The following is a 22,351-nucleotide window of genomic DNA, read 5'->3' as shown; positions in this document are numbered from 1 at the left end:
GGACGCGACGCGCCGCCCACAGGCCCACCGGTCCTCTCGGTGGGCCTGCGGGCGAACGGGTCAGTCGACCGCGAGGGCCGCCACCGGCGAGGTCCGGGCGGCTGCTCGGCCCGGCAGCACCGAGGCGAGCAGCCCGGCACCCAGCGCGACCACCAGGAGGAGCGCGAGGTGCGACCAGGGGACCACCAGGACCACGTCACCGACCTCGCCGAACACCACGACGGCACCGGCCCAGCCGTACAGGAGCCCGAGCCCGGCACCGAGCACCGCGCCGACGCCCGCGATGAGCATCCCCTCGACCGCGAGCATCCAGCGCAGCTGGCGTCGGGACAGGCCGATCGCCCGCAGCGTCGCGGACTCGCGGCGCCGCTCCAGGACCGAGAGCGACAGCGTGTTCGCGACACCGATCAGCGCGATCACCACGGCGACGCCGAGCAGCCCCACCACCACGGCGAGCAGCGAGTCGATGACCGCCTCGTCGCTGGCCCGCTGGGCCCCGGCGCTGCTCACCTCCGCCGGCGTGTCGGGCAGGGCCGACCGGACCTCCTGCAGCACGAGCGCCGCGTCCGCGTCGGGGTCGAGCGCCACCCAGAGCATCGACACGGGCGCGCTCGGCGCCAGCGCGTCGAGGGTGGCCGGCGTGACGAGCGCGTAGATCCCGCCCAGGTCGCTCGCCACCGGCTCGAGCGGGACCTCGCCCCCGCCCGGTGCGGGCTCGGAGGTGTCGAGAGCGGTCGTGTACGCGGCCACCGGGAGGCTCTCGTCCGAGGCGCGGTCCGCGTAGATCTTCGGCAGGAGCAGCGTGCCGTCCGTGAGGTCGTCGGCGGTGCGGGGGTCGCGCAGCACGTCCGTGGCTGCGCCGTCGGCGGGTGCGGCCACCATGACCCAGGTGTCGTCCTTCAGCGGGACCCAGGCGGTGCGCATCTCGAGCACCGTGTCCACGCCGGCGACGCCCACCACCGCGTCGGTGACGTCGGAGGGCAGGGTCGGGTCGTCGCCCTGGACCGAGCCGTCGACCATCAGGTCCACGGGAAAGTGCTCGTCCAGCTCCTGCGCCAGCGACACGCGCGCGCTCGCGGCCCCGGTGCTCATCATCGCCACGAGGGTGACGCCGATCAGCAAGGCGGCGCTCGTCGCGGCCGTCCGGCGCGGGTTGCGCACGGTGTTGGCCGCCGCGAGGCGGGCGCTGGTGCCGGTGCGCGCGAGCAGCCGCCCGGCGAACGCGACGACCTTCGGCACCCAGAACACGGCCCCGAGCAGGAGCCCGACGAACGACAGCGCACCGGCGAGCACGGCGACACCGAGCAGGAGCGTGGGATCGGCTCCGCCGGTGCTGGCCAGTGCCGTGGAGAGCAGCAGGACGCCGACGCCACCGAGCATGAGCAGGATCGACGCGACGAGCCGCACGCGTCCTCCGCGGGCGCCGACGGCCGGGGCGTCCGCGGGACGCAGCGCCGCGATCGGCGACACGCGGGTCGCCTCGCGCGCCGGCACCAGCGAGGCGAGCACCGTGACCAGCGTGCCCACGAGGAGCGGCACCAGCACGACGGGCAGCGTGACCTGGATGGTGCTCGGCAGCGGCACGCCCAGGTCCAGCCGGCCCAGCACGATCAGCGCCGTCTGCCCGAGGACCAGGCCGAAGACGAGCCCGACCACGGAGGCGGCCGACCCGAGGATCGCCGCCTCCACGAGCACGGAGCGGCGCAGCTGCCCCTTCCCGGCGCCGACGCAGCGCAGCAGGGCCAGCGTGCGGGTGCGCTGCGCGACGAGCACCTGGAAGGTGTTGGCGATGACCAGCGCAGCGACGAGCAGCGCCACGGACGCGAACCCCAGCACGATCGTGACCAGCACGTTCCCGCCGTCGGAGAACTCCGAGACCGCCTCGGCGGCCGCCTGGTCCTTGGTGAGCACCTCGGACCCCGGCACCACGGGCGCGACCTGGTCGCGCAGCGCCTCGGCGCCGACGCCGGGGTCCGCGACCACGAGGACGTCCGAGCCCAGCTCCGTGAGGGAGTCGACGCCGGTCCAGCGCAGGAGGTCGTCGGTGGTCACCAGGCCCGCGCCACCGGCCTGCGACCACGCGCTCGACGGGTCCGCGGCGATGCCGGTCACCAGCACGTCGTCGTCGACGGTCCGCCACGTCTCGTCGGTCACGGCCGACGCGTCCTCGGAGGCGGTGGGGGTGGCGGTGGCCACCGGCTCGGGCGTGGTCCACCGGACCTGCACGGTGTCGCCGACGCCGACCCCGAGGGCCTCCGCCGTCGCGGCGGGCAGGGCGATCTCGCCGGTGCCCGACGGCGCGGTGCCGTCGTCGACCGCGAGCGAGCTCAGCCGCGGGTCGTCGGTGGTGGGCAGCACGAGCTCCCAGCGGCTGGTGCCGCCCTTGCGGATCTCGATGCCGGTCGGGGCGAGCACGTCGGCGGCCTGGACGTCCGGGAGGGCGCGCACCTCCTCCAGCTGGGCCTGCGTGAGCTCGCCGCTCACCACGATGTCGGCGTCCGCGTAGGTCGCCGTGACCGCGTCGTAGCCCGTGCGGGTCATGACGTTGCCGGCGAGCAGGGTGGTGGCCAGGAAGGCGGTGCCGATGGCGATCGCGACCGCGGCGGCGGTCAGGCGACCGAGGCTGAGGCGCATCTGCGCGAGGGTGAGTCGCAGCATCAGAGGGCCGCCTGGTCGAGCACGCGGAGGGCCTCGAGGCCGGTGAGCACGGACTCCGGGGTCGGGTCCGCGATGTCACCCGCGATCCGGCCGTCGGCGAGCAGGACCACCCGGTCCGCGTACGCGGCCGCCGTCGGGTCGTGCGTGACCATGATGATGGTGCGTCCCAGCTCGCGCACCGAGCGCCGCAGGAAGCTGAGCACCTCCGCGCCCGAGCGGGAGTCGAGGTTGCCCGTCGGCTCGTCGGCGAAGACGACCTCCGGCTTCGCGATGAGCGCCCGCGCGATGGCCACCCGCTGCTGCTGCCCACCGGACAGCTCGGCGGGGCGGTGCGTCAGGCGCTGACCGAGCCCGAGCGTCGACACCAGGGTGTCGAACCACTCCCGGTCGACCGCCGACCCGGCCAGCTCGAGCGGTAGCAGGATGTTCTGCTCGGCCGTGAACATCGGCAGCAGGTTGAAGCTCTGGAACACGAACCCGACGCGGTCGCGGCGCAGGCGCGTCAGCGCGGTGTCGTCGAGGGACGTGATCTCCGTGGCGCCGAGCCGGGCGGTGCCCGCCGTCGCCCCGTCCAGCCCCGCCAGGACATGCATCAGCGTCGACTTGCCCGAGCCGGACGGGCCCATGATCGCCGTGAAGGCACCCGCCGCGAAGTCGACGTCGACACCGTCGAGCGCCCGGACCTCGGCGGCGCCCTTCCCGTAGACCTTGGTCAGCGACCGCGCGCTGACCGCCACGGTGGCCGGGGGGTGCGGCGGGGTGTCCAGCGGGCGGAAGACGGTGGTGTCCACAGGGGAGCTCCTTCGGGGGCGGTGATGACGCTCTCGACGCTACGGAGCCGTCCCGACCCGGCGCATCAGGCCGTGGTGTGGTCGTCCGTCATCCCGTGGGCCGATCAGGACCCCGGCCGCACCAGACCGGTCTCGTACGCGACGACGACGGCCTGCACCCGGTCCCGGGCGTGCAGCTTGGCCAGGATGCGGCCCACGTGCGTCTTGACGGTGGCCTCCGCGACGAACAGGTCGGAGCCGATCTCGGTGTTCGACCGGCCGCGCGCCATGAGCACCAGCACCTCGCGCTCGCGGTCGGTGAGGTCGGCCACCGCGAGGCGGGCGGGGTCCGTCGGCGTGCCCGGCTCGTCGGGGGGCAGAGCGGTGACCAGGTGCTCGAGCAGCCGCTTGGTGCTGGACGGTGCGATCACGGCGTCCCCGCGGTGCACGGTGCGGATGGCGGCGAGCATCTCCTCCGGGGGCGCGTCCTTGAGCAGGAACCCGCTGGCGCCCGCCCGGATCGCCGACAGCACGTACTCGTCGAGGTCGAAGGTGGTCAGCACGATCACGCGGGGCGCCGGGGCGTCGTCGGTGGCGCGCGCGGTGATCTGCGCGGTCGCCGTGAGTCCGTCCATGGTGGGCATCCGGACGTCCATGAGCACCACGTCGACCGGTCCGGTGGCCGTCCGTGCCGCGGGGTCGAGGGCCCGCACCGCCTGCGCCCCGTCGCCGGCCTCGAGCACGACCTCGAGGTCGGCCTGCGAGTCGATGACCATCCGGAACCCGGCGCGGACCAGCTGCTGGTCGTCCACCAGTGCGACGCGGATCGGGCTGTCGCTCATCGGGTGGCCTCGTCCTGGGTGTGCGTCACGGAAGTCCTCTCGTCGGTGGGGGTGCGGCCGCCAGGGCCGTCCCCGGGGGTGGGCAGCTGGGCGCGGACCCGGAAGCCGCCACCCGGTCGGGGGCCGGCGGTGACCGTCCCCCCGAACATCGTGGTGCGCTCGCGCATGCCGAGCAGACCCTGCCCCAGCCCGTCGGAGTCGGCGGAGGCACCGCGGCCGTCGTCGGTCACCTCGAGCACGATCGCGTCGGGGAGCCACTGCACGAGCACTGTGACCAGCGGATCGGGCCCGGCGTGCTTGAGCACGTTGGTCAGCGCCTCCTGCGCGATCCGGAACACGGTCAGCCCGGCGCCGGGCGGGAGGTTGCGGGGCTCGCCCATGCGCACGAGCGACGCGCGCAGGCCGCTGGCGCGGAGCTGGTCGACCAGGGTGCCGATGTCCGACTCGGCAGGTTGCGGTGCGAACCCCGGGACCGCACCGTGGCCGAGCCCACCCGGCCCGGGCAGCTCTGCGCCTGGTTCGCGGTCCCCGCTGCCGCGCAGGACGCCGAGCAGCCGCCGCATGTCGGTGAGCGCGGCGCGGCCCGTCTCGGCGATCGTGCCCAGCGCGCGGGTCGCGGCGCCGGGGTCGGCGTCCGCAGCGTACCGGCCTCCGTCGGCCTGGGCGATCATCACGGTGAGGGAGTGCGCGACGATGTCGTGCATCTCCCGGGCGATGCGGGCGCGCTCCGCCGCGGTGGCGATCTGCGACTGCTGGTCGCGCTCGACCTCCAGCTGGCGTGCGCGGTCCACGAGGGCCCCGATGGTCTCCCGCCGGGAGCGCCGGACCAGGCCGAACGCCCACACCGACAGGGAGACGACGCCGGTGAAGACGGCCGTCGACACCGCGGCGGCGCCGTACCACCCGTTCATCACGATGCCCAGCAGGACCGAGCCGACGAGTGCGCCGACGATCGCCACCCGGTGCGCCCACCGGGGGCCGTGCACCGTGACCGAGTACAGCGCCACCAGCACGGCGATGTCCGCCGGCAGCACCAGCGGCGTCCAGAACGCGAGCTGGAGCAGGGCCACGGTGTACACGGCTGCGGCCGATGCGGCGGGTCGGACGCGGCGCCAGGCGAGGGGGGTGACGATCGCGATCGCGATCAGGGGCGACGCGAACGTGCGCATCGCGTTGCTCGTCGAGCTGGCGATGTCCGTCGACGTCGCCACCATCACCAGCAGCAGGAACCCGGTGCCGGTGGCGTCGACCGCGAACCGGTGCGCCTCCTCCCACCGCAGCAGGCGTTCCCATCTCGTCACCCCCCGAGGGTAGGCGTGAGGGCTCAGGGCGTCGTGCCCCTCCAGGACGACCGGGACCCGCCGAGCGTCCGTCCCCGGGGGCACACGGTTCACGCGAACATCTGGGCGCGCCCCGCTGGTGGTCAAGACCGTCCCATGACCTAGCATGGGCGAATGACCCAGGTGCTGCTGGCCGAGGACGATCCCGCGATTGCCGAGCCTTTGGCCCGCGCCCTCGGGCGTGAAGGTTACGACGTGCGCGTGCAAGGCACCGGTCAAGGTGCGATCGACGGCGCCGCCGCGGCTGACCTGGTGGTCCTGGACCTCGGCCTGCCGGACATGGACGGCCTCGACGTGGCCCGCGCCATCCGCAACCTCGGCCTGACCACCCCGCTGCTCGTTCTCACCGCGCGCGCCGACGAGGTGGACCTTGTGGTCGGCCTCGACGCGGGCGCCGACGACTACGTCACCAAGCCGTTCCGGCTCGCCGAGCTGCTGGCCCGGGTGCGTGCGCTGCTGCGCCGCAGCGTCGGCGACCCGGCGGACGAGGACGAGCTGCACGCGCAGAACGTGCGCGTCGACGTCGCCGCCCACCGCGCGTTCCAGGGCGAGCGCGAGCTGCACCTCACGGCCAAGGAGTTCGACCTGCTGCGCGTGCTCGTCGGCGCCGCCGGAACCGTCGTGGCGCGCGAGACGCTCATGCGTGAGGTCTGGGGCTCGGACCCGACCGGCTCGACCAAGACGCTGGACATGCACGTCTCCTGGCTGCGCCGCAAGCTCGGCGACGACGCCAACGCGCCGCGCTACGTCACCACGGTGCGTGGCATGGGCTTCCGGTTCGAGACCGGCGGCGCGGGCGCGTCCGAGCGGGCCTGAGCTTTGCGTCGTCGCGTCCTGCAGGCGACGATCGCGGCGGTCACCGTCGCGGTGGTCCTGCTCGGCTTCCCCCTGGCCTTCCTGGGTGCGCAGCTGGTCCGCGAGAACGAGATGCAGGCGCTCCAGTCGCGTGCCGCGGACACCGCGCGCGCGGTGGACTTCCGGCTCGAGCAGGACATCCCGCTGACCAACCGGATGTTCGAGAACGCCGCGGGCGGGCCGGGCGACATCCCGGCGTCCGTGGTCGTGCAGGCGCCGGACGGCGAGGTGTACCGGGCGGGTGACCGCATCCAGGGCCGCAGCCTGTCGGTGAAGGTGGACTCCGACACGGGCGCCACCGTCCTTCTGTACGTGTCGTGGTGGGACGTCTTCTGGCTCAGCGCGCGGGTCATCGCCCTCGTCGTCGTGGCCGCCGTCGTCGCGTTCGCCGCGGGCATCGCCATGGCCATCTGGCAGGCCAACCGCCTGACGGCCCCGCTCGTGTACCTGGCCGCCTCGGCCGAGCAGCTGGGCGCCGGGCAGGTGCGTCCGCGCCTGGAGCCCTCCGGGGTCGAGGAGATCGACCTGGTCGCGGCCGAGCTGGCGCGCAGCGCCGACCGGATGGCCGGTCGGCTGGCGGCCGAGCGGCAGTTCGCCTCCGACGCCTCCCACCAGCTGCGCACGCCGCTGACCGCGCTGTCGATGCGGCTCGAGGAGATCATGCTCGCCACCGACGACCCGACCGTGGGCGAGGAGGCGCGCATCTCGCTCGAGCAGGTCGAGCGCCTCGTCCGCGTGGTCGACGACCTCCTCGCCAGCTCGCGCCGGGTCGCGGGCGGCACCACCGAGGCGCTCCGGCTGCTCGAGGTCGTGCACCAGCAGGAGGAGGAGTGGCAGCCGACGTTCCAGGCGGCGGGCCGGCGGCTCGTCGTCGAGGTGGACCGCGCCACGCAGGTGCTGGCCACGCCCGGCGCGCTCGCGCAGGTGATCGCCACGCTCATCGAGAACTCCCTGAAGCACGGCGCCGGCACCACGACCGTGCGGTCGCGCCCCAGCGGGCCGTCGGGTGCCGTGGTGGTCGAGGTCGCCGACGAGGGCGCCGGCGTCCCGGACGACCTGGCGCCGCGGATCTTCGAGCGCGAGGTGACCTCGGGCAGGGGCACCGGCCTCGGTCTGGCCCTGGCCCGCGACCTGGCCTCCGCCGACGGGGGCCGCCTCGAGCTCGCCCAGCGCCGACCCGCCGTCTTCGCCCTGTTCCTGTCCGGCGTCCCCGCGTCCCTGCGCCCCGACGTGGTGCTCCCGCTGGGCGCCGTCGTCTCCGCCCGCCCGGACCGGCGCCGACGCTGACCGTTATGCCGGGGTCTCACCCGGCGGACCGCGTCGGGTCAGGCGCGCGGCCAAGTAACCTGGGACGCCAACCTGGCCACCGAGCACCCGCAGGAGAGCACCGCCGTGTACCGGATCACGCCCGCCACGCAGAACTACGCGTGGGGTTCGACGACCGCGATCCCGGACGTGCTCGCACGGGTGCCGGACGGCCGCCCGGTCGCTGAGGCGTGGTTCGGCGCCCACGCCAGCGCCCCCTCGATCGTCGAGACCGCGGACGGACCGATCTCGCTCGACCGGCTGATCGCGTCCGACCCGGCCCGTCACCTGGGCGCCGACGTCGGCTCGCGGTTCGGCTCCCAGCTGCCGTACCTGCTCAAGATCATCGCCGCGGACGCCCCGCTCTCGCTCCAGGTGCACCCCTCGATCGAGCGTGCCCGTGCGGGCTTCGCCGACGAGGAGCGCGCGGGCATCCCCGTCGACTCGCCGATCCGCAGCTACCGCGACACCAACCACAAGCCCGAGCTCCTGTACGCCCTGACCCGGTTCGACGCGATGGTGGGGTTCCGCGCCCCGCGCCGCGCCGCGGAGCTGCTGGCCGACCTGGACGCCCCGCTGGCCGCGGACCTGCACGCCCTGCTGGTCAGCGACCCCACCTCGACCGGCGTCCGCCAGGCCTTCGAGTGGCTCCTGCTCCCGGACACCCGACCGGGCGCCGCCGACGTGGCCAAGTTCGTCGACGCCTGCGCGCGCCGGCTGACCGAAGGTTCCCCGTCGCCGCGCACCGACCGCACCGTCATCCGCCTCGCTGCCGCCTACCCGGGCGACCCAGGCGCGGTCACGTCCGTCCTGCTGAACCCGGTCACGCTGCGGCCGGGCGAGGCGCTGTTCGTCCCCGCCGGAGCGGTGCACGCGTACATGCGGGGGGTCGGTGTCGAGATCATGGCCAACTCGGACAACGTGCTGCGCGCGGGACTGACCAGCAAGCACGTGGACGTCGACGAGCTGCTGCGGAACGTGGACTGCGTGGCCGCCCCGCCCATCCGCATCGCCCCCGAGCGGGTGTTCACCTCGACGCGGATCTTCTACGCGCCCGTGGACGACTTCGAGCTGTCGGTGACGCGCCTGACGGACGAGGGGCCTATCCGCATCCCCGGCCGCGGCCCGCGGGTCGTGGTGTGCATCGAGGGCGAGGCCGAGGTCTCGACGCAGAACGACGGCTCGTTCCTGCTCACCCGTGGGCAGTCGGCGTTCGTGCCGGCCACCGACGGCGACGTCACCGCGTCCGGCGACGCGGTGATCGTGCAGGCGGACGTGCCCTGACCGTCAGGGGTGCCGGTCAGGACGCGGTGGACCCCGTGAACACCCAGCGCTTGTAGGCGACGTAGCGCAGGGCGGTGCCGATGGCGATGCCGAGCACGGTCGCCACGTTGTCCGCCAGCGGGGTGGTCAGGGCGAGCGCGTAGTGCGAGAACGCCAGCGTGAGGACGGGCACCACCGCGCAGACGAGGTTGATGGCGGTGAACACCACCAGCTCACGCGTGGGGCGGTCGGTGCGCTGCCGGGAGAACGTCCAGTGGCGGTTGCCCAGCCAGGACACGACCGTCGCTGCGATCACCGAGATGATCTTCGCGGTGAGCGGCTTGTGCTCGAGCAGCTGCCCGGGGCCGAACCGCAGGAGGTTGAACAGACCGAGGTCCACGACGAACGCGACGCCGCCGACGGACAGGAACCGAGCGAGCTCGTAGGCGCGCGCGCGCAGGGCGGCTGTGCGGACTGCGGAGGTGAGAGCAGGCGCGGGCACGGGCGGGCTGGCGGTCAGCTCGTCGTGCGCGCTCACGAAGCTCCTCGGGCGGTGCGGGTACCAGGCAGTCCGGAGAGGATATCCCGATCATCTGGGTGGGACCCGACGGGGGCCTCGGCGAAGCGTTTCGGCGTGCTCCGGCGCTCGGCTAGTGTCGTCGCCCGTGACAGCACCCGTGGTGGCCGTGGTCGGTGGTGGCCAGCTGGCCCGCATGATGGTGCCTGCGGCGACGGCGCTCGGGGTGCACCTGCGGGTCCTGGTCGAGAGCCGGACGTCGTCGGCGGCGCAGGTCGTGGTCGACGCCCCCGTCGGGTCCGCCTCCGACGAGGCCGCGATCACGCGCCTGGCTGACGGGGCCGACGCCCTGACGTTCGAGCACGAGCACGTGCCCAACGCCCTGCTGGACCGGCTGGAGGCGGCCGGGGTCGCGGTGCACCCGGACGCGGCCGCGCTGGTCCACGCGCAGGACAAGATCGTGATGCGCACCCGGCTGGCGGCGCTCGGAGTGCCTATCCCTGCCTGGGCGGCGCTGTCGACCGCCGCCGACCTCACCGCGTTCCTCGCGGACCACGAGGGGGTCGCCGTGGTGAAGACGGCGCGCGGCGGGTACGACGGCAAGGGCGTCCGGGTGGTGCGCGCGGCCGGCGAGGTCGAGGACTGGTTCGCCGCGGTCGCCGACGGCACGGGTGTCCCTCTGCTGGCGGAGGAGAAGGTCCCGTTCACCCGCGAGCTCGCCGTCCTGGTGGCGCGGCGGCCCAGCGGCGAGATCCGCACGTGGCCCGTGGTCGAGTCCGTGCAGCGGGACGGCGTGTGCGCCGAGGTCGTCGCTCCGGCCCCCGGCCTGGACCCCTCGACGCAGGCAGAGGCCCTCGACGTGGCCACCCGGATCGCCGCGGGGCTGGGCGTCACCGGCGTGCTGGCGGTGGAGCTGTTCGAGGTCGCCGACGGCGCGGGCGGACCGCCGCGCGTGCTGGTCAACGAGCTGGCCATGCGACCCCACAACTCCGGCCACTGGACCATCGACGGTGCCGTGACCAGCCAGTTCGAGCAGCACCTGCGCGCGGTGCTCGACCTACCCCTCGGCGACACGTCGGCGCGCTCACCGTGGACCGTGATGGCGAACGTGCTCGGCAGCGCGCTGCCGGACCCCACGGACGCGCTCGGGGACGTGACCCGGCTCGACGCCGGTGCCAAGGTGCACCTGTACGGCAAGGAGGTGCGCGCGGGGCGCAAGCTCGGGCACGTGAACGTCAGCGGCGACGACCTCGACGACGTCCGGCGCCGCGCGGTCGCGGCGGCGGCGGTGCTGCGGGGCGACGCGTCCGCCTGACGCGAACAGGCACCGCGCAGCGCGCAGGCTGGGTGATGATGGGCGCGCGGCGTCGCCGTAGCTGATCGGGTGCACGGACGGAGACGGTGATGGCAGCGCAGGCCCTGGTGGGGATCGTCATGGGCTCCGACTCGGACTGGCCCGTGATGAAGGCCGCCGCGGAGGCGCTCGCCGAGTTCGACGTCCCGGTCGAGATCGACGTCGTCTCCGCGCACCGCCAGCCGGAGAAGATGATCGCGTACGGCCGCACCGCCGCGGACCGCGGACTGCGCGTCGTCATCGCGGGTGCCGGGGGAGCGGCCCACCTGCCCGGCATGCTGGCCGCGGTGACCACGCTGCCCGTGGTGGGGGTGCCGGTGCCGCTGGCCTACCTCGACGGCATGGACTCGCTGCTCTCCATCGTGCAGATGCCCGCAGGCGTGCCCGTGGCGACCGTGTCCATCGGCGGTGCGCGGAACGCCGGCCTGCTCGCGGTCCGCATCCTGGCCTCGGGCGAGGGCGAGCAGGCGGGGCGACTGCGCGCCGCGATGGCCGCGTTCCAGAAGGACCTGGAGGGCCAGGCAGACGGGAAGGGCGAGCGGCTGCGGTCCCAGACGACCTCCCGGCCGAGCGTGGGCTTCAGCGTCTGACCGTGTGAAGGCTCCGTGCGGAGCCCTCGCTCGGCGTGCGGGTCCGGCCCGGGCTGCCTAGCGTCGAGCGGATGACCTCTGCGCCCCGCCCGCGGCTCGCCGCGCTCGACGCCCTCCGGTTCCTCGCGGCCGCCGCCGTGGTGCTCTACCACTTCACCGGCCGCACGAGCTCGGCGTGGGGCGACGGACAGGCAGATCGTCTCGGCGGCATCGGCCGGTGGACCGGCTACGGCTCGCTCGGGCCGGAGCTGTTCTTCGTGATCAGCGGCTTCGTCATCCTGATGACGGCGTGGGGTCGTCCGACGGCGCAGGTGGTCGCGTCCCGCGTCGCCCGCCTCTACCCGGCGTACTGGGTGGCGGTGCTGGCCACGGGCGCCCTGCTGCTCCTGGTCTGGCCCGAGGGCAAGCACGTCACCCCGCACCAGGTGCTGGTGAACCTCACGATGATGCAGCCGGCCCTCGGCGTCGACCATGTGGACGGCGTCTACTGGACCCTCTGGACCGAGCTGCGGTTCTACCTGCTGCTCGGCGTGTTCTCCCTGGTCGGCATCACCCGTCGCCGCGTCGTCGGCGTCGCGCTGGCGTGGCCGTGGGTCGCCCTGCTGACCGAGCGCACCGGGGCCGACGGTCTCGCCTCGCTGCTCATCGCCGACTACGCCCCGCTGTTCGCCGCCGGGATGGCGCTGTTCGTGCTGGTCGGCGACCGTGAGTCCGCTGGTCGCCGCGTCCTGCCGTGGGCCGCGGTCGCCGTCAACACCACCCTCGCGGTCGCCCTCGTCGTCCCGTCCCGCGCGGCCGTGCTCGAGCGGACCACCGGGTACGCGCCCTCGACCGCGCTGCTCGGCCTCGCCGTGATCGGGTGCGTCGCGCTCGTCGCCGTCGTCGCCCTCACGCGGGTGAGCCGCTGGCAGCACCGCCACCTCGTCGCGCTCGGCACGCTCACCTACCCGCTGTACCTCGTGCACGAATACTGGGGCCTGGCGGTGATCCGGCTGCTCGCCGACCACGTGCCCGCGGCGGTCGCCCTCGCGTCGGCCCTCGCGGTGGTGACCGTTCTGGCGTGGGCGGTGCACCGGTACGTCGAGGTCCCGCTCGGACCCCGGCTCCGCAGCGCGACCCTCGCCGCCCTGGAGCGACCGCGCGCGGCGGTGCTCGACCGCGTGATGCGCGGACCCCGGTTGGTGGAGGCGATGGCCTGAGGGCTCAGGCCCCGGGCATCCCGCCGACCGGACCCGCCGGCAGGGACCCGTCCCGGATGGCCACCCAGAACGCGGGCGCGAGGTCCGGGTCGAGCAGGACGGTCGAGCCGACGTTGCCGCCGGGGCGGTAGTCGATGCTGGCGATCGGCGGCGTGCCGGTGATTCCGTCGTTGCCGTTGGCGGCCCGGAACGCCAGCGCCAACCTGCCCATGTCGACGATGCCGGTCTCGTCGCTCACGGTCAGGGCCTGCGTCCCGGCGTCGATGAGCGCCACCTGCTGGGTCGGGCGGAACAGCAGCTGGCTCGGCCTGACCTTGCCCATCACGGCACCGATGAGCTGGCGCTGACGCTCCGCGCGCCCGACGTCCCCCGTGGGGTCCGCCTTGCGCATGCGGGCGAATGCGAGCGCCTGCTCACCGGCGACGTCGTGGCAGCCCGCCGCCCAGACCATGCCGGAGTCGGGGTCGTTCACGTCGGCGTCGTGGCAGAGGTTCACACCCCCGACCGCGTCGACGATCTGCTCCACGCCGGCCATGCCGATCTCGGCGTAGTGATCCACCGTGAGGCCCGTCAGGCCCTCGACCGTCTGCACCAGCAGCGGTGCCCCGCCCCACGAGAAGGCGGCGTTGAGCTTCGACGGGTCGTGCCCGGGGATGTCCACGTAGGTGTCCCGCGGGAGCGAGATCAGCGCGGTCGGACCGCTGTCCGGCACGTGCAGCAGCAGGATCGTGTCGGTGCGGGCGCCCTCGGTCCCGTCCTCGCCGACCGCACCGTCGGCCCGTGAGTCCGAGCCGGTCAGCAGGTAGGTGGTGCCCGGGGTGTTCGCCGCGCCGCTGAGCGCCGGGGTGTGCTGGACCTTGCCGTTGGCCCAGACCGCGAGACCGATCGGCCACGCGATCAGGGCGACCAGCACCAGCACGGCGACGGCGGCGACGAGGGGCTTGCGGTTGCGGTGAGGTGGGGTTTGCGCGCCCGGAGCGTCCGGTCCGCGTGGCCCCGCCGGCGCGGGCTGCGGACGCGCCGTGGCGGGCCGCGCCGGCGGTCGACCGGTGGCGGGTCGGGAGGACGTCGACCTGGGTGCAGCGGCGGGCGCTGGTCTCGTGGGGCTCGTCGCGCTGGCCGGCCTCGTGGTGCGGCCGGGGACCTCGACGGGCGCCGCAGCGCGAGCAGGGCGGGCGGACTGGCCCGCCGGGGTGATGGTCGGCGGTCGTCCCGCATCCGCGGACGAGCCGGGCTCGCGTGGCGACGCCGACGGCGCAGGGCGCTCAGGGCGCGGCGTGCGCGCAGGGGTGGTCGGTCGCGGCGGGGTGGTCGGACGCGCGGGACGCCCGACGACGATGGGCTCCGCGTCGGCCGCTCGGGCCGGTCGCGCCGGAGCGCCGGGGGCGAAGCTCGGAGGTGGGGTGCGCGGCGACCGCTCGTCGGAGGCCATGCCTCAGCAGACGTCTGTGGTGTCTTCGGCGCTGAACGCCTCTTTCCCGGCGTCCTTCGTCTCCGGCGGCGCCGGCGTCACGGGCGTCTCCGGGGCGGTCGTCGCGCCCGGCGTCGTCGGCGGGGTGGTCGTCGCAGGCGCGGCAGGAGTCTCGCCGAGAGCCGGGACGTCGTTCACGAGGTTCGCCCACACCTCGTCGGCGGCGGACGTCCACTCGACGCGGTTCGGGTCGGACTTCGCCGCAGCGAACGGGATCGTCATGAAGGTGATGTTGCCAGTGCTGATGTTCCGGAGGTTGTAGGCGAGGCCGGTCATGTTGCCGATCGACATCCCGCTGTCCGTCGTCAGCGAGGCTGTCGCCGCGGTGAGGAACGAGATCAGCTTCTGCGGGTTGGTGAGCACGTCGCGGGACAGGACCTCGCGCACCATCGCGGCGATGAGCTTCTGCTGGTTGCCGATCCGGTTGGTGTCGGAGCCGTCGCCGATGCCCTGGCCCTTGCGCGCACGGGCGTACGCCAGGGCGGTCGCGCCGTCGAGCGTCTGGAAGCCCGGCGCGAGCGCGAGCCCGGCGTCGGGGGAGAACATCGAGTTCTTGATGCACATGGGAACACCGCCGATCGAGTTCACCATCTGCTGGAAGCCCGCGAAGTCGACGACGACGAAGTGGTCGATGGTGACGCCGGTGTTCTGCTGGACCGTGTTGATCGTGCAGGCGGCGGCCGACGTCATGTCGCCCCCGTTGTCCCACCCGGTCGCGAACGCGCTGTTGAACATGCCGTGGGTGGCTCGCGTCGTCTTGCCGTTCGTCATGGTGCACGACGGGATGTCGACCAGCGAGTCGCGCGGGATGGAGATCAGCTCGACGCGCGACCGGTCCGCGGAGATGTGCAGCACCATGGTCGTGTCGGAGCGCATGCCCTCGACCGCGCCACCGATCTCGCCGTTCTCGCCGTCGCGCTGGTCCGAGCCGAGGATCAGGATGTTCACGGCCTGACCGGCGTTCGGGTCGTCCGGGTCGGGCTCCTTGGTGGGCTCCGCGATCGGGTTGACCAGGTTCGAGACGTCGACCTTCTCCATGTTGCCGTTGAGCTTGGCGGCGACCGCCGCGACGCCGCTGCCGCCGAACACCACGACAGCCGCCACGCCGAGGGCGATCGTGCGGAGCACGCCGTGGGCGTGCAGGGTCCGGGCATGCCGGGCGGCACGAGGGCGTGGGACGGCAGCGTGGCGGGAGGTCACGCGTCGATCGTAGGAGAGCGCCCCGGACGTGCGGGGGAGTGCACGCAGTGGCGTCGTGGAGGATCTGTGCAGATCAGCGGCCCAGGCGGGCCTGGGACGCTCGACCCCGGCTACGGACGCAGGTCGAACACGACGTAGCGGCCGTCGGCACCCTCGACGACCGGGGCGCCGAGGAGGTCGCGCCAGGCTTGCTCGACCCCGCCGTCGTCGTCACCGAGCGCCTGGGTGTCGAGCACCACGGCCGAGAACCCGGCGTCGCGCATCGCCGCCGCGGCGTCGGCGACGGGCATGCCGGCGACGACCGACGGCCACGCCGACTCCGTGCGCCCCTTGATCCCGCCGCCCGACCAGCGCAGCGTGTCCGAGTGCAGGAACGGCCTGAGCTGGTCGGTGTCCGAGACGCCGTTCACGGCGGGCGACTCCGGGTAGCTCATGAAGGGCAGCTGGAAGACCGCAGCATCGTCGCCGAACGTCTCCTCGACCTGGCCGACCCAGTCCGCATCTGCCCGGAACGAGGCCTGCACGGACTGGTGGTCAGGGCGGTACAGCGGGCTGGCCTGGTCGAGCGTGCCGAGGACGATCAGGGCGGCGCCGCCCGCCACGAGCGTCGCCATCGCGACCGGACGCGAGGTGCGCGCCCGGAGCCGACCGGCGGCGTGGTCGAGGAGCAGGCCGACCGCGGCGAGCGACAGCAGGGCGAGGACGATCGACATCCGGTTCCAGCCCCGGACGTTCGGTGTCAGGAACGAGATCAGGGCGCCGACCCCGCCGACCGTGCTCATGAGCAGCGCCACGAGCGCGATCGCGCCCAGCGACACCAGCATGGACAGCCGGACGCCCGGGTGGGACGGGTGCGACGCAGGCCGGGCGACCTGGACGACGACGATGACGAGGAGCGCGATGAGCCCCGCCGCGGCGACGAACCCCAGCGCCGGGAGCTCGCCCGGCAGCGGGAAGTCGTCGTCATAGGTGGTACGCACGTCCGCGAGCAGCTTGATCGCATGGCCCGGCACGGGCAGGAGCAGCGCGGCCAGCTTGAGGGCGTACACCTCGGAACCGGCCTGGTTGCGGAACAGCGAGCCCTGGTTGGCGCCGTGCGCCCGCGCGTACAGGAGGTCCGGGACCATGAGCAGTGCCAACGTCGCCACCGTGACGGCCCCCGCTGCAGCCGCGCCGAGGAAGCGTCGATCGTCCCGGTGGTAGAACAGCGCGACGAGCGCGCCGATCCCGAGCAGACAGAGCGTGAAGACGGCGTAGTACGTCGACCCCGTCGCGACGAGCACGAGGGCCAGGCCGGTCGACACCGCGCGCGTGTCGAGCCGCCACCGGCCGAGCCGGAGACCCGCGCCGGTGCCGCCGGACCACAGCGGTTCTCCGCGCCACACCCGCACGACGACCAGGAGCGCCGCCGGCAGCACCCAGTAGGACGCGAGAAAGAGGTGCGTCTCGCCGCGGGAGAAGTGATAGGGCGCGAGCGCGAAGAGCGTGGCGCCGACCACCGACATCGCACGGCCCACACCGATGCGGCGCAGGAAGTAGGCGGCAGTCAGCGCCGCCAGCGGGAAGCCGAGCACGAAGTACACGTTGAGCGTCACGGCCCAGTCGCCCAGCACGGCTCCGAGGAGCTTGATCAGGAGGAGGTGCAGGTCCTCCGACAGGGGGTAGTCGTGGTAGCTCTGCCCGGCCGGCCACCCGAGGAGGGGCTGGTGCTCGTACCAGCCGGTGGCCAGCGTGGTCTTGACGTGTGCGGCGATCGCGACGGCATCGCCGGAGTACGAGAAGGGGACGTGCCAGTCCACCCGCGTCAGACGCAGCGCCCAGGCGGCGCTGACCAGTGCGAGCGTCGCGGCGGTCGCGTAGACGAGCACCTCGGACAGCCGTGCTGTCGTCGCCCGTCCCCGCACCGGAGCTCTTCCCGTCGTCATCCCGCTCGACGGGAGGGTTGCCGCGCGTGGTGCCCACGCTGGTCGCACAGCATAGGCGACGTCCGTCGACCGGCGACGACGCGACAGCTAGCGTCCCAGCTGCGCGTACTTCGCCTCGGTGGCGTCCTTCTGCGGACGCCACCAGGCCTCGTTCGCCTGGTACCAGGCCACCGTCGCCTCGAGCCCCGCGCGGAAGTTCTCGTACCGCGGCGCCCAGCCGAGCTCCTCGCGCAGCTTGGTGGAGTCGATCGCGTAGCGCAGGTCGTGGCCGGGACGGTCGCTGACCAGGTCGTAGGCGTCGGCCGGCTGCCCCATGATCTCGAGGATGTCCTCGACGACGGTCTTGTTGTTCTCCTCGCCGTCTGCCCCGATGAGGTAGGTCTCCCCGAGGCGGCCGCGCTCGATGATCGCCCAGACCGCGCTGTTGTGGTCCTCGACATGGATCCAGTCGCGCACGTTCTCGCCCGAGCCGTACAGCTTGGGGCGGACGCCGTCGATCACGTTGGTGATCTGGCGCGGGATGAACTTCTCCACGTGCTGGAAGGGGCCGTAGTTGTTCGAGCAGTTGGAGATCGTGGCGCGGACGCCGAAGCTGCGGGCCCACGCGCGGACCAGCAGGTCGGACGACGCCTTCGTCGACGAGTACGGGCTGGACGGGTTGTACGGGGTCTCGGGCGTGAACTTCGCCGGGTCGTCCAGCTCCAGGTCGCCGTAGACCTCGTCGGTCGAGATGTGGTGGAAGCGCACGTCGTGGCGGCGGACCGCCTCGAGCAGCTGGTACGTGCCGATGATGTTGGTGCGCAGGAACGGCCACGGGTCGTGCAGCGAGTTGTCGTTGTGCGACTCGGCGGCGAAGTGCACCACCAGGTCGACGTCCTTGACCAGGCTGTCGACGATGTCCGGGTCCGCGATGTCGCCCTTGGCGAAGACGACCTTCCCCTCGACCGGGTCCAGGCTCCGCTCGTCGCCGGCGTAGGTCAGCGCGTCGAGCACCGTGACCTGCACGTCGGGACGCTCGCGGACGGTCTGGTGGACGAAGTTGGAGCCGATGAAGCCGGCTCCGCCGGTGACGAGCACGTGCACGACGGAAGACCTCCGAGCGGGGGACAGGTGTCGCCAAGCCTATCGGTGCGGGTCTCGACGGCTGACTGCGCGACCGACGCGAAACGGACAAGTGCGCGGCGGTCTTTGACAATGCGGACGGCCCAGGTGAACCTCGACGGAAACCGTTGTCTGCGTCAGGACCCGCCATGCCATCACGTACCGCCACGATCACCGCGGCCGTCGTCGCCGCTGCGGTGCTCGCCGTGCCCGGCCTCGCCCAGGCACGCACGGCCGAGCACCCGGCGCCCGGTGACGGCGTGGTCCGCGCGGCCACCGCCAGCGCAGTGACTCCGGCCGCGTCGCAGGACCCGGACGTCGTCGTCGAGGAGGCGCCGCTCGTCGTGGCGACCGAGGCCGAGGCCACACCGAGCACCGGTGAGAAGCCCGCCACCGTCGATCCCGGTGACGGCACGCTCGTCGCCGACGCGCTGACCCAGGACGGCCGCGTCGAGACCGACGTGATCGCGACGCCCGACGCCCAGACGATCGGGGTGACCTGGCCCGCGGGCGCCGCACCCGCCGAGGACGCCCAGGTGCGCACGCTCGACGACGGGACGTGGACGGCGTGGCAGGCGCTCGAGGGCTCGGACGTCGCGCCGGATCTCGGCACCGTCGACGCCGCGCGCACCCGCGACGGCACCGACTCGTTCTGGATCGGCGACGCCGACGCCGTGCAGCTGTCCTTCGCGGCGACGAGCACCGGCGGACCTGACGACATGAGCCTCACGCTGGTGGGCTCCCAGGAGGTGGCGCCGGCGGGCGCCGAACCGCTGGTCGGCAGCGCGGCGTCGACGGGCAGCGCTCGGGCCACCGTCCGCAACGCGGCGCTGACGGCCCCGGCGGCCGCGGCGCTCCCCACGGCGGTCGCAGCGCCCATCGTGTTCACCCGCGACGCGTGGGGTGCGCGTGCCCAGGTCTGCTCGCCCGACGTCGCCAAGACGTTGGTCGGCGCCGTGCTCCACCACACCGCCGGCAGCAACACGTACGCCTCGGTCGCCGAGGCGATGCAGCAGATCAGGAACGATCAGGCGTACCACATCGACGGTCGCGGCTGGTGCGACATCGGCTACAACTTCATCGTCGACAAGTGGGGAAACCTCTACGAGGGTCGGCAGAACAGCCTCACGCAGCCGATCATCGGGGTCCACGCCGGAGGGTTCAACACGGGCACCGTCGGCGTCTCGATGCTCGGCGAGTACGGGGCCGTCGCGCCCTCCCCGGCGATGCAGGAAGCCGTCGCCAGGATCATCGGCTACCGCCTGGGCGTCTACGGCAGGAACCCGGACGGCTCCATGGTCTACACCACCCTCGGCGGCGAGAACTCGCGCTTCGCTGCCGGAACGACCCTCCAGCTCCCTGTCGTCTTCGGCCATCGGGATGTCGCCTACACGGCCTGCCCCGGGAACCTCGGCTACTCGACGCTCCCGGGGATCAGGCAGCGCGCGCTGCGCGTCGCGTACGCGGAGCCGTTGGTGCGTGCCCTCTACCACGACATGCTCCAGCGCGTGCCCGACCCGACCGGTCTCCAGACGTGGACGAGCATGATCCTGACGGGTGCGACGCCGGCGTCTGCGCTGGGCACCGCGATCGCGCACAGCCGGGAGTACGTCCAGCGCAGGGTCACCGAGGCGTACGTCGAGGTGCTCGGGCGCGGCCCGGACCCGCAGGGTCTCGAGGTCCAGACGCTGGAAGTCATGGCAGGCCGCCTGCGGGTCGAGGATCTTCGCGGACGTCTCATCGCCAGCGACGAGTACTACCTGCGCGCGGGTGGGACCAGCACGGCCTACGTCCAGCGGCTGTACCGCGACATCCTGCACCGCGAGGCCGCGGCGTCCGAGGTCTCCTTCTGGGTGATCACGATCGGCACGCGTGGCCGCTCGGCTGCGCCGTCCGGCGTCTGGTGGTCGCTGGAGAGCGCCCAGATCCGCGTGACTGAGATGTACGTGATCTACCTGGGCAGGGGGCCCGATCCCACAGGATTCGCCACCTGGGCGCCGTACTGGATCACGAACGGTGAGGACGCGCTGCGTGCCGGCGTCGTCGGGAGCGAGGAGTACCTGGCCCGATCGCCCCAATTCATGCCGTGAGGCCGAGCGGGCAGGGGAGCGTGCCCGACGCGGCTACACTCACCTACCGAAAGCGGGCATCCACGAGTCGGAGTGGGTTCCGGCATCGACGAGAGGCAAGCCCACCACGATGAAGGCCGTTCTGCTGGCGGGTGGTCTCGGTACCCGCATGCGCGAGGAGACCGAGTTCCGTCCCAAGCCCATGGTGGAGATCGGCGGCAAGCCGGTCCTGTGGCACCTGATGAAGACGTTCGCGGCGCACGACGTCACGGACTTCGTGATCTGCGCCGGGTACAAGGGCGAGCAGATCAAGGAGTACTTCCTGAACTACGCCGCCCACAACACCGACTTCACGATCACCCTGGGGCGGTCGGGCAGCGTGGAGTTCCACGACGACCACCTCGAGCGTGACTGGACCGTGACGGTCGCCGACACCGGGCAGTCGACGCTGACCGCCGGGCGGGTCGAGCGCATCGAGCCTTACGTCAAGGGCGAGCGGTTCATCGTGACCTACGGCGACGGCCTCGCGGACATCGACATCAGCGCGCTGCTGTCGTTCCACGAGGCCCACGGGCTGAAGGCGACCATCACCACCGTGCAGCCGCTGTCGCGCTTCGGGCTCGTCGAGCTCGACGACCAGAGCCGTGTCACGCGCTTCCGCGAGAAGCCGCAGATGGAGGACTGGGTGAGCGCCGGGTTCTTCGTCTTCGAGCCCGAGGTGTTCGACTACGTCCGCGACAGCGACGAGGTGATGCTCGAGCACGAGCCGCTGGACCGCCTCGCGGACGAGCGTCAGCTCGCCGCCTACCGGCACGAGGGCTTCTGGCAGCCGATGGACACCTACCGTGAGTCGCAGATGCTCAACGAGATGTGGGACACCGGCAAGGCGCCGTGGAAGGTCTGGCAGTGAGCGCGGACATCGAGGTGTCGACCACCTCCGCCGGTGCGGCGGTCGGTCGCAAGCTGATCTCCGTCGTGATCCCGGCGTACAACGAGTCCGACTGCGTCGACGAGCTCGCACGTCGTCTCGCGGACGTGGCGGACGGCGAGAAGGACCAGTACGACTTCGAGGTCATCATCGTCGAGAACGGCTCGCAGGACGACACCTGGGAGAAGCTGCAGAAGATCCACGCCGACGACGGGCGATTCAAGATCCTGCAGCTCGCGCGGAACTTCAAGATGGACGGCGGGCTCACCGCCGGCCTCGCCTACGCCACGGGTGACGCCTGCGTGGTGATGACGGCCGACCTCCAGGACCCGCCCGAGCTGATCCCCGAGTTCCTCCGCAAGTGGGAGGAGGGCTACGAGAACATCTACATGGTCGTGAGCGAACGGCAGGGCACAGGTCCGCTGCGCACGTTCAACTCGAAGGCCTTCTACTGGCTCGCGGGCAAGCTCACCGACGGGGCGATCCCGCGCAACGCGAGCGACTTCCGGCTCGTCGACCGCGGCGTCTACGAGACGATCAACCAGATGCAGGAGCGCAACCGGTTCATCCGGGGGCTCTTCGCGTGGGCCGGCTACAAGTCGATCGGCATTCCGCACCGGCGGCCGCCCCGCTTCGGTGGAGAGTCGAAAGCGCACTCCCTCAAGGTGCTGGACCTTGCGTTCAAGGGAATCTTCGCGCATTCCTATGTCCCGCTCCGGCTCATCACCGTCACCGGGCTCGGCGTTTCCGCCATATCGGCGATCGTGCTCGTCGCTTTCACGCTGCAATTCCTCTTCTCCGGCGTTCCCTTCGCGGGTTTCGGCACCCTGATCGGCTTCATCCTGCTGCTCTTCGGAATTCTTTTCTCGATGATCGGCATCGTCAGCGAGTACGTCGGCCTGATCTATGAAGAGGTCAAGCAGCGCCCCAACTTCGTCGTGCGACGCCGGCTCGGTCTGTGACG

The 22,351-nt window shown here is 72.7% G+C and carries 18 protein-coding genes; 9 read left to right on the top strand and 9 right to left on the bottom strand.

The genetic code is table 11. The features are described from left to right. Nucleotides 1-60: 60 nt before the first annotated feature. The 4 genes from ACO06A_RS01630 to ACO06A_RS01615 all read right to left on the bottom strand — a co-directional run bounded on the left by ACO06A_RS01630 (nucleotide 61) and on the right by ACO06A_RS01615 (nucleotide 5,571). The gene (locus ACO06A_RS01630; RefSeq protein ID WP_421734424.1) at nucleotides 61-2,658 is read right to left on the bottom strand and encodes an ABC transporter permease; all 2,598 of its coding nucleotides are present in this window, start codon (nucleotides 2,656-2,658) and stop codon (nucleotides 61-63) included. Beyond that, nucleotides 2,658-3,449 (bottom strand): ABC transporter ATP-binding protein, encoded by a 792-nt coding sequence (locus ACO06A_RS01625; protein ID WP_421734423.1) that lies wholly within the window; start codon nucleotides 3,447-3,449, stop codon nucleotides 2,658-2,660. Before ACO06A_RS01625 ends, ACO06A_RS01630 begins: the two co-directional genes overlap by 1 nt. 104 nt (nucleotides 3,450-3,553) lie before the next feature. Further along, nucleotides 3,554-4,270, bottom strand: coding sequence for a response regulator (locus ACO06A_RS01620; RefSeq protein ID WP_175346116.1), 717 nt, complete (start codon nucleotides 4,268-4,270; stop codon nucleotides 3,554-3,556). Next, nucleotides 4,267-5,571, bottom strand: a complete 1,305-nt coding sequence (locus ACO06A_RS01615) for a sensor histidine kinase (RefSeq protein WP_421734422.1) — start codon at nucleotides 5,569-5,571, stop codon at nucleotides 4,267-4,269. Before ACO06A_RS01615 ends, ACO06A_RS01620 begins: the two co-directional genes overlap by 4 nt. A 153-nt stretch (nucleotides 5,572-5,724) precedes the next feature. On the opposite strand from ACO06A_RS01615, the gene ACO06A_RS01610 reads away from it, so the two are divergent. From ACO06A_RS01610 to manA, 3 genes are all read left to right on the top strand, one after another. Beyond that, the gene (locus ACO06A_RS01610) at nucleotides 5,725-6,426 is read left to right on the top strand and encodes a response regulator transcription factor (protein ID WP_056089661.1); all 702 of its coding nucleotides are present in this window, start codon (nucleotides 5,725-5,727) and stop codon (nucleotides 6,424-6,426) included. Nucleotides 6,427-6,429: 3 nt separating this feature from the next. Beyond that, on the top strand, nucleotides 6,430-7,752 hold the full coding sequence (locus ACO06A_RS01605) for an ATP-binding protein (RefSeq protein WP_421734421.1): 1,323 nt from the start codon (nucleotides 6,430-6,432) through the stop codon (nucleotides 7,750-7,752). Between the two features lie 105 nt (nucleotides 7,753-7,857). Further along, the gene (gene manA / locus ACO06A_RS01600) at nucleotides 7,858-9,054 is read left to right on the top strand and encodes a mannose-6-phosphate isomerase, class I (RefSeq protein WP_421734420.1); all 1,197 of its coding nucleotides are present in this window, start codon (nucleotides 7,858-7,860) and stop codon (nucleotides 9,052-9,054) included. Between the two features lie 16 nt (nucleotides 9,055-9,070). Here manA and ACO06A_RS01595 read toward each other — a convergent pair whose 3' ends face one another. Then, the gene (locus tag ACO06A_RS01595) at nucleotides 9,071-9,571 is read right to left on the bottom strand and encodes a GtrA family protein (RefSeq protein WP_421734419.1); all 501 of its coding nucleotides are present in this window, start codon (nucleotides 9,569-9,571) and stop codon (nucleotides 9,071-9,073) included. Nucleotides 9,572-9,698: 127 nt separating this feature from the next. Between ACO06A_RS01595 and ACO06A_RS01590 the strand changes: the two genes are divergently transcribed. The 3 genes from ACO06A_RS01590 (at nucleotide 9,699) to ACO06A_RS01580 (ending at nucleotide 12,693) form a co-directional block, all read left to right on the top strand. Further along, nucleotides 9,699-10,865, top strand: a complete 1,167-nt coding sequence (locus tag ACO06A_RS01590; protein ID WP_421734418.1) for a 5-(carboxyamino)imidazole ribonucleotide synthase — start codon at nucleotides 9,699-9,701, stop codon at nucleotides 10,863-10,865. An 89-nt stretch (nucleotides 10,866-10,954) separates the two neighbouring features. Further along, the gene (purE, locus tag ACO06A_RS01585) at nucleotides 10,955-11,494 is read left to right on the top strand and encodes a 5-(carboxyamino)imidazole ribonucleotide mutase (protein WP_421734417.1); all 540 of its coding nucleotides are present in this window, start codon (nucleotides 10,955-10,957) and stop codon (nucleotides 11,492-11,494) included. Nucleotides 11,495-11,565: 71 nt separating this feature from the next. Next, nucleotides 11,566-12,693: an acyltransferase family protein gene (locus ACO06A_RS01580; RefSeq protein WP_421734416.1), complete on the top strand. Its 1,128-nt coding sequence runs from the start codon at nucleotides 11,566-11,568 to the stop codon at nucleotides 12,691-12,693. A gap of 4 nt (nucleotides 12,694-12,697) precedes the next feature. Here ACO06A_RS01580 and ACO06A_RS01575 read toward each other — a convergent pair whose 3' ends face one another. The 4 genes from ACO06A_RS01575 to rfbB all read right to left on the bottom strand — a co-directional run bounded on the left by ACO06A_RS01575 (nucleotide 12,698) and on the right by rfbB (nucleotide 18,372). Then, nucleotides 12,698-13,612 (bottom strand): LCP family protein, encoded by a 915-nt coding sequence (locus ACO06A_RS01575; protein WP_421734415.1) that lies wholly within the window; start codon nucleotides 13,610-13,612, stop codon nucleotides 12,698-12,700. Between the two features lie 516 nt (nucleotides 13,613-14,128). Next, on the bottom strand, nucleotides 14,129-15,364 hold the full coding sequence (locus ACO06A_RS01570; RefSeq protein WP_421734414.1) for an LCP family protein: 1,236 nt from the start codon (nucleotides 15,362-15,364) through the stop codon (nucleotides 14,129-14,131). A 110-nt stretch (nucleotides 15,365-15,474) separates the two neighbouring features. Next, nucleotides 15,475-17,289 (bottom strand): hypothetical protein, encoded by a 1,815-nt coding sequence (locus ACO06A_RS01565; protein WP_421734413.1) that lies wholly within the window; start codon nucleotides 17,287-17,289, stop codon nucleotides 15,475-15,477. Nucleotides 17,290-17,376: 87 nt separating this feature from the next. Continuing rightward, nucleotides 17,377-18,372, bottom strand: coding sequence for a dTDP-glucose 4,6-dehydratase (gene rfbB / locus ACO06A_RS01560; RefSeq protein WP_421734412.1), 996 nt, complete (start codon nucleotides 18,370-18,372; stop codon nucleotides 17,377-17,379). A gap of 167 nt (nucleotides 18,373-18,539) precedes the next feature. Between rfbB and ACO06A_RS01555 the strand changes: the two genes are divergently transcribed. From ACO06A_RS01555 to ACO06A_RS01545, 3 genes are all read left to right on the top strand, one after another. Further along, nucleotides 18,540-20,480, top strand: a complete 1,941-nt coding sequence (locus tag ACO06A_RS01555; RefSeq protein ID WP_421734411.1) for an N-acetylmuramoyl-L-alanine amidase — start codon at nucleotides 18,540-18,542, stop codon at nucleotides 20,478-20,480. A 109-nt stretch (nucleotides 20,481-20,589) separates the two neighbouring features. Next, a complete protein-coding gene (gene rfbF / locus ACO06A_RS01550; protein WP_421734410.1) occupies nucleotides 20,590-21,369 on the top strand; it encodes a glucose-1-phosphate cytidylyltransferase in 780 nt (259 codons plus the stop codon). Next, on the top strand, nucleotides 21,366-22,349 hold the full coding sequence (locus tag ACO06A_RS01545; protein WP_421734409.1) for a glycosyltransferase family 2 protein: 984 nt from the start codon (nucleotides 21,366-21,368) through the stop codon (nucleotides 22,347-22,349). Before rfbF ends, ACO06A_RS01545 begins: the two co-directional genes overlap by 4 nt. Nucleotides 22,350-22,351: the final 2 nt, after the last annotated feature.

The organism is Cellulomonas sp. (genome assembly GCF_965229465.1).
GTDB lineage: Bacteria > Actinomycetota > Actinomycetes > Actinomycetales > Cellulomonadaceae > Cellulomonas.
Note: the sequence above shows the minus strand (reverse complement) of the source record. Positions and strands in the feature narration are given on the sequence as shown.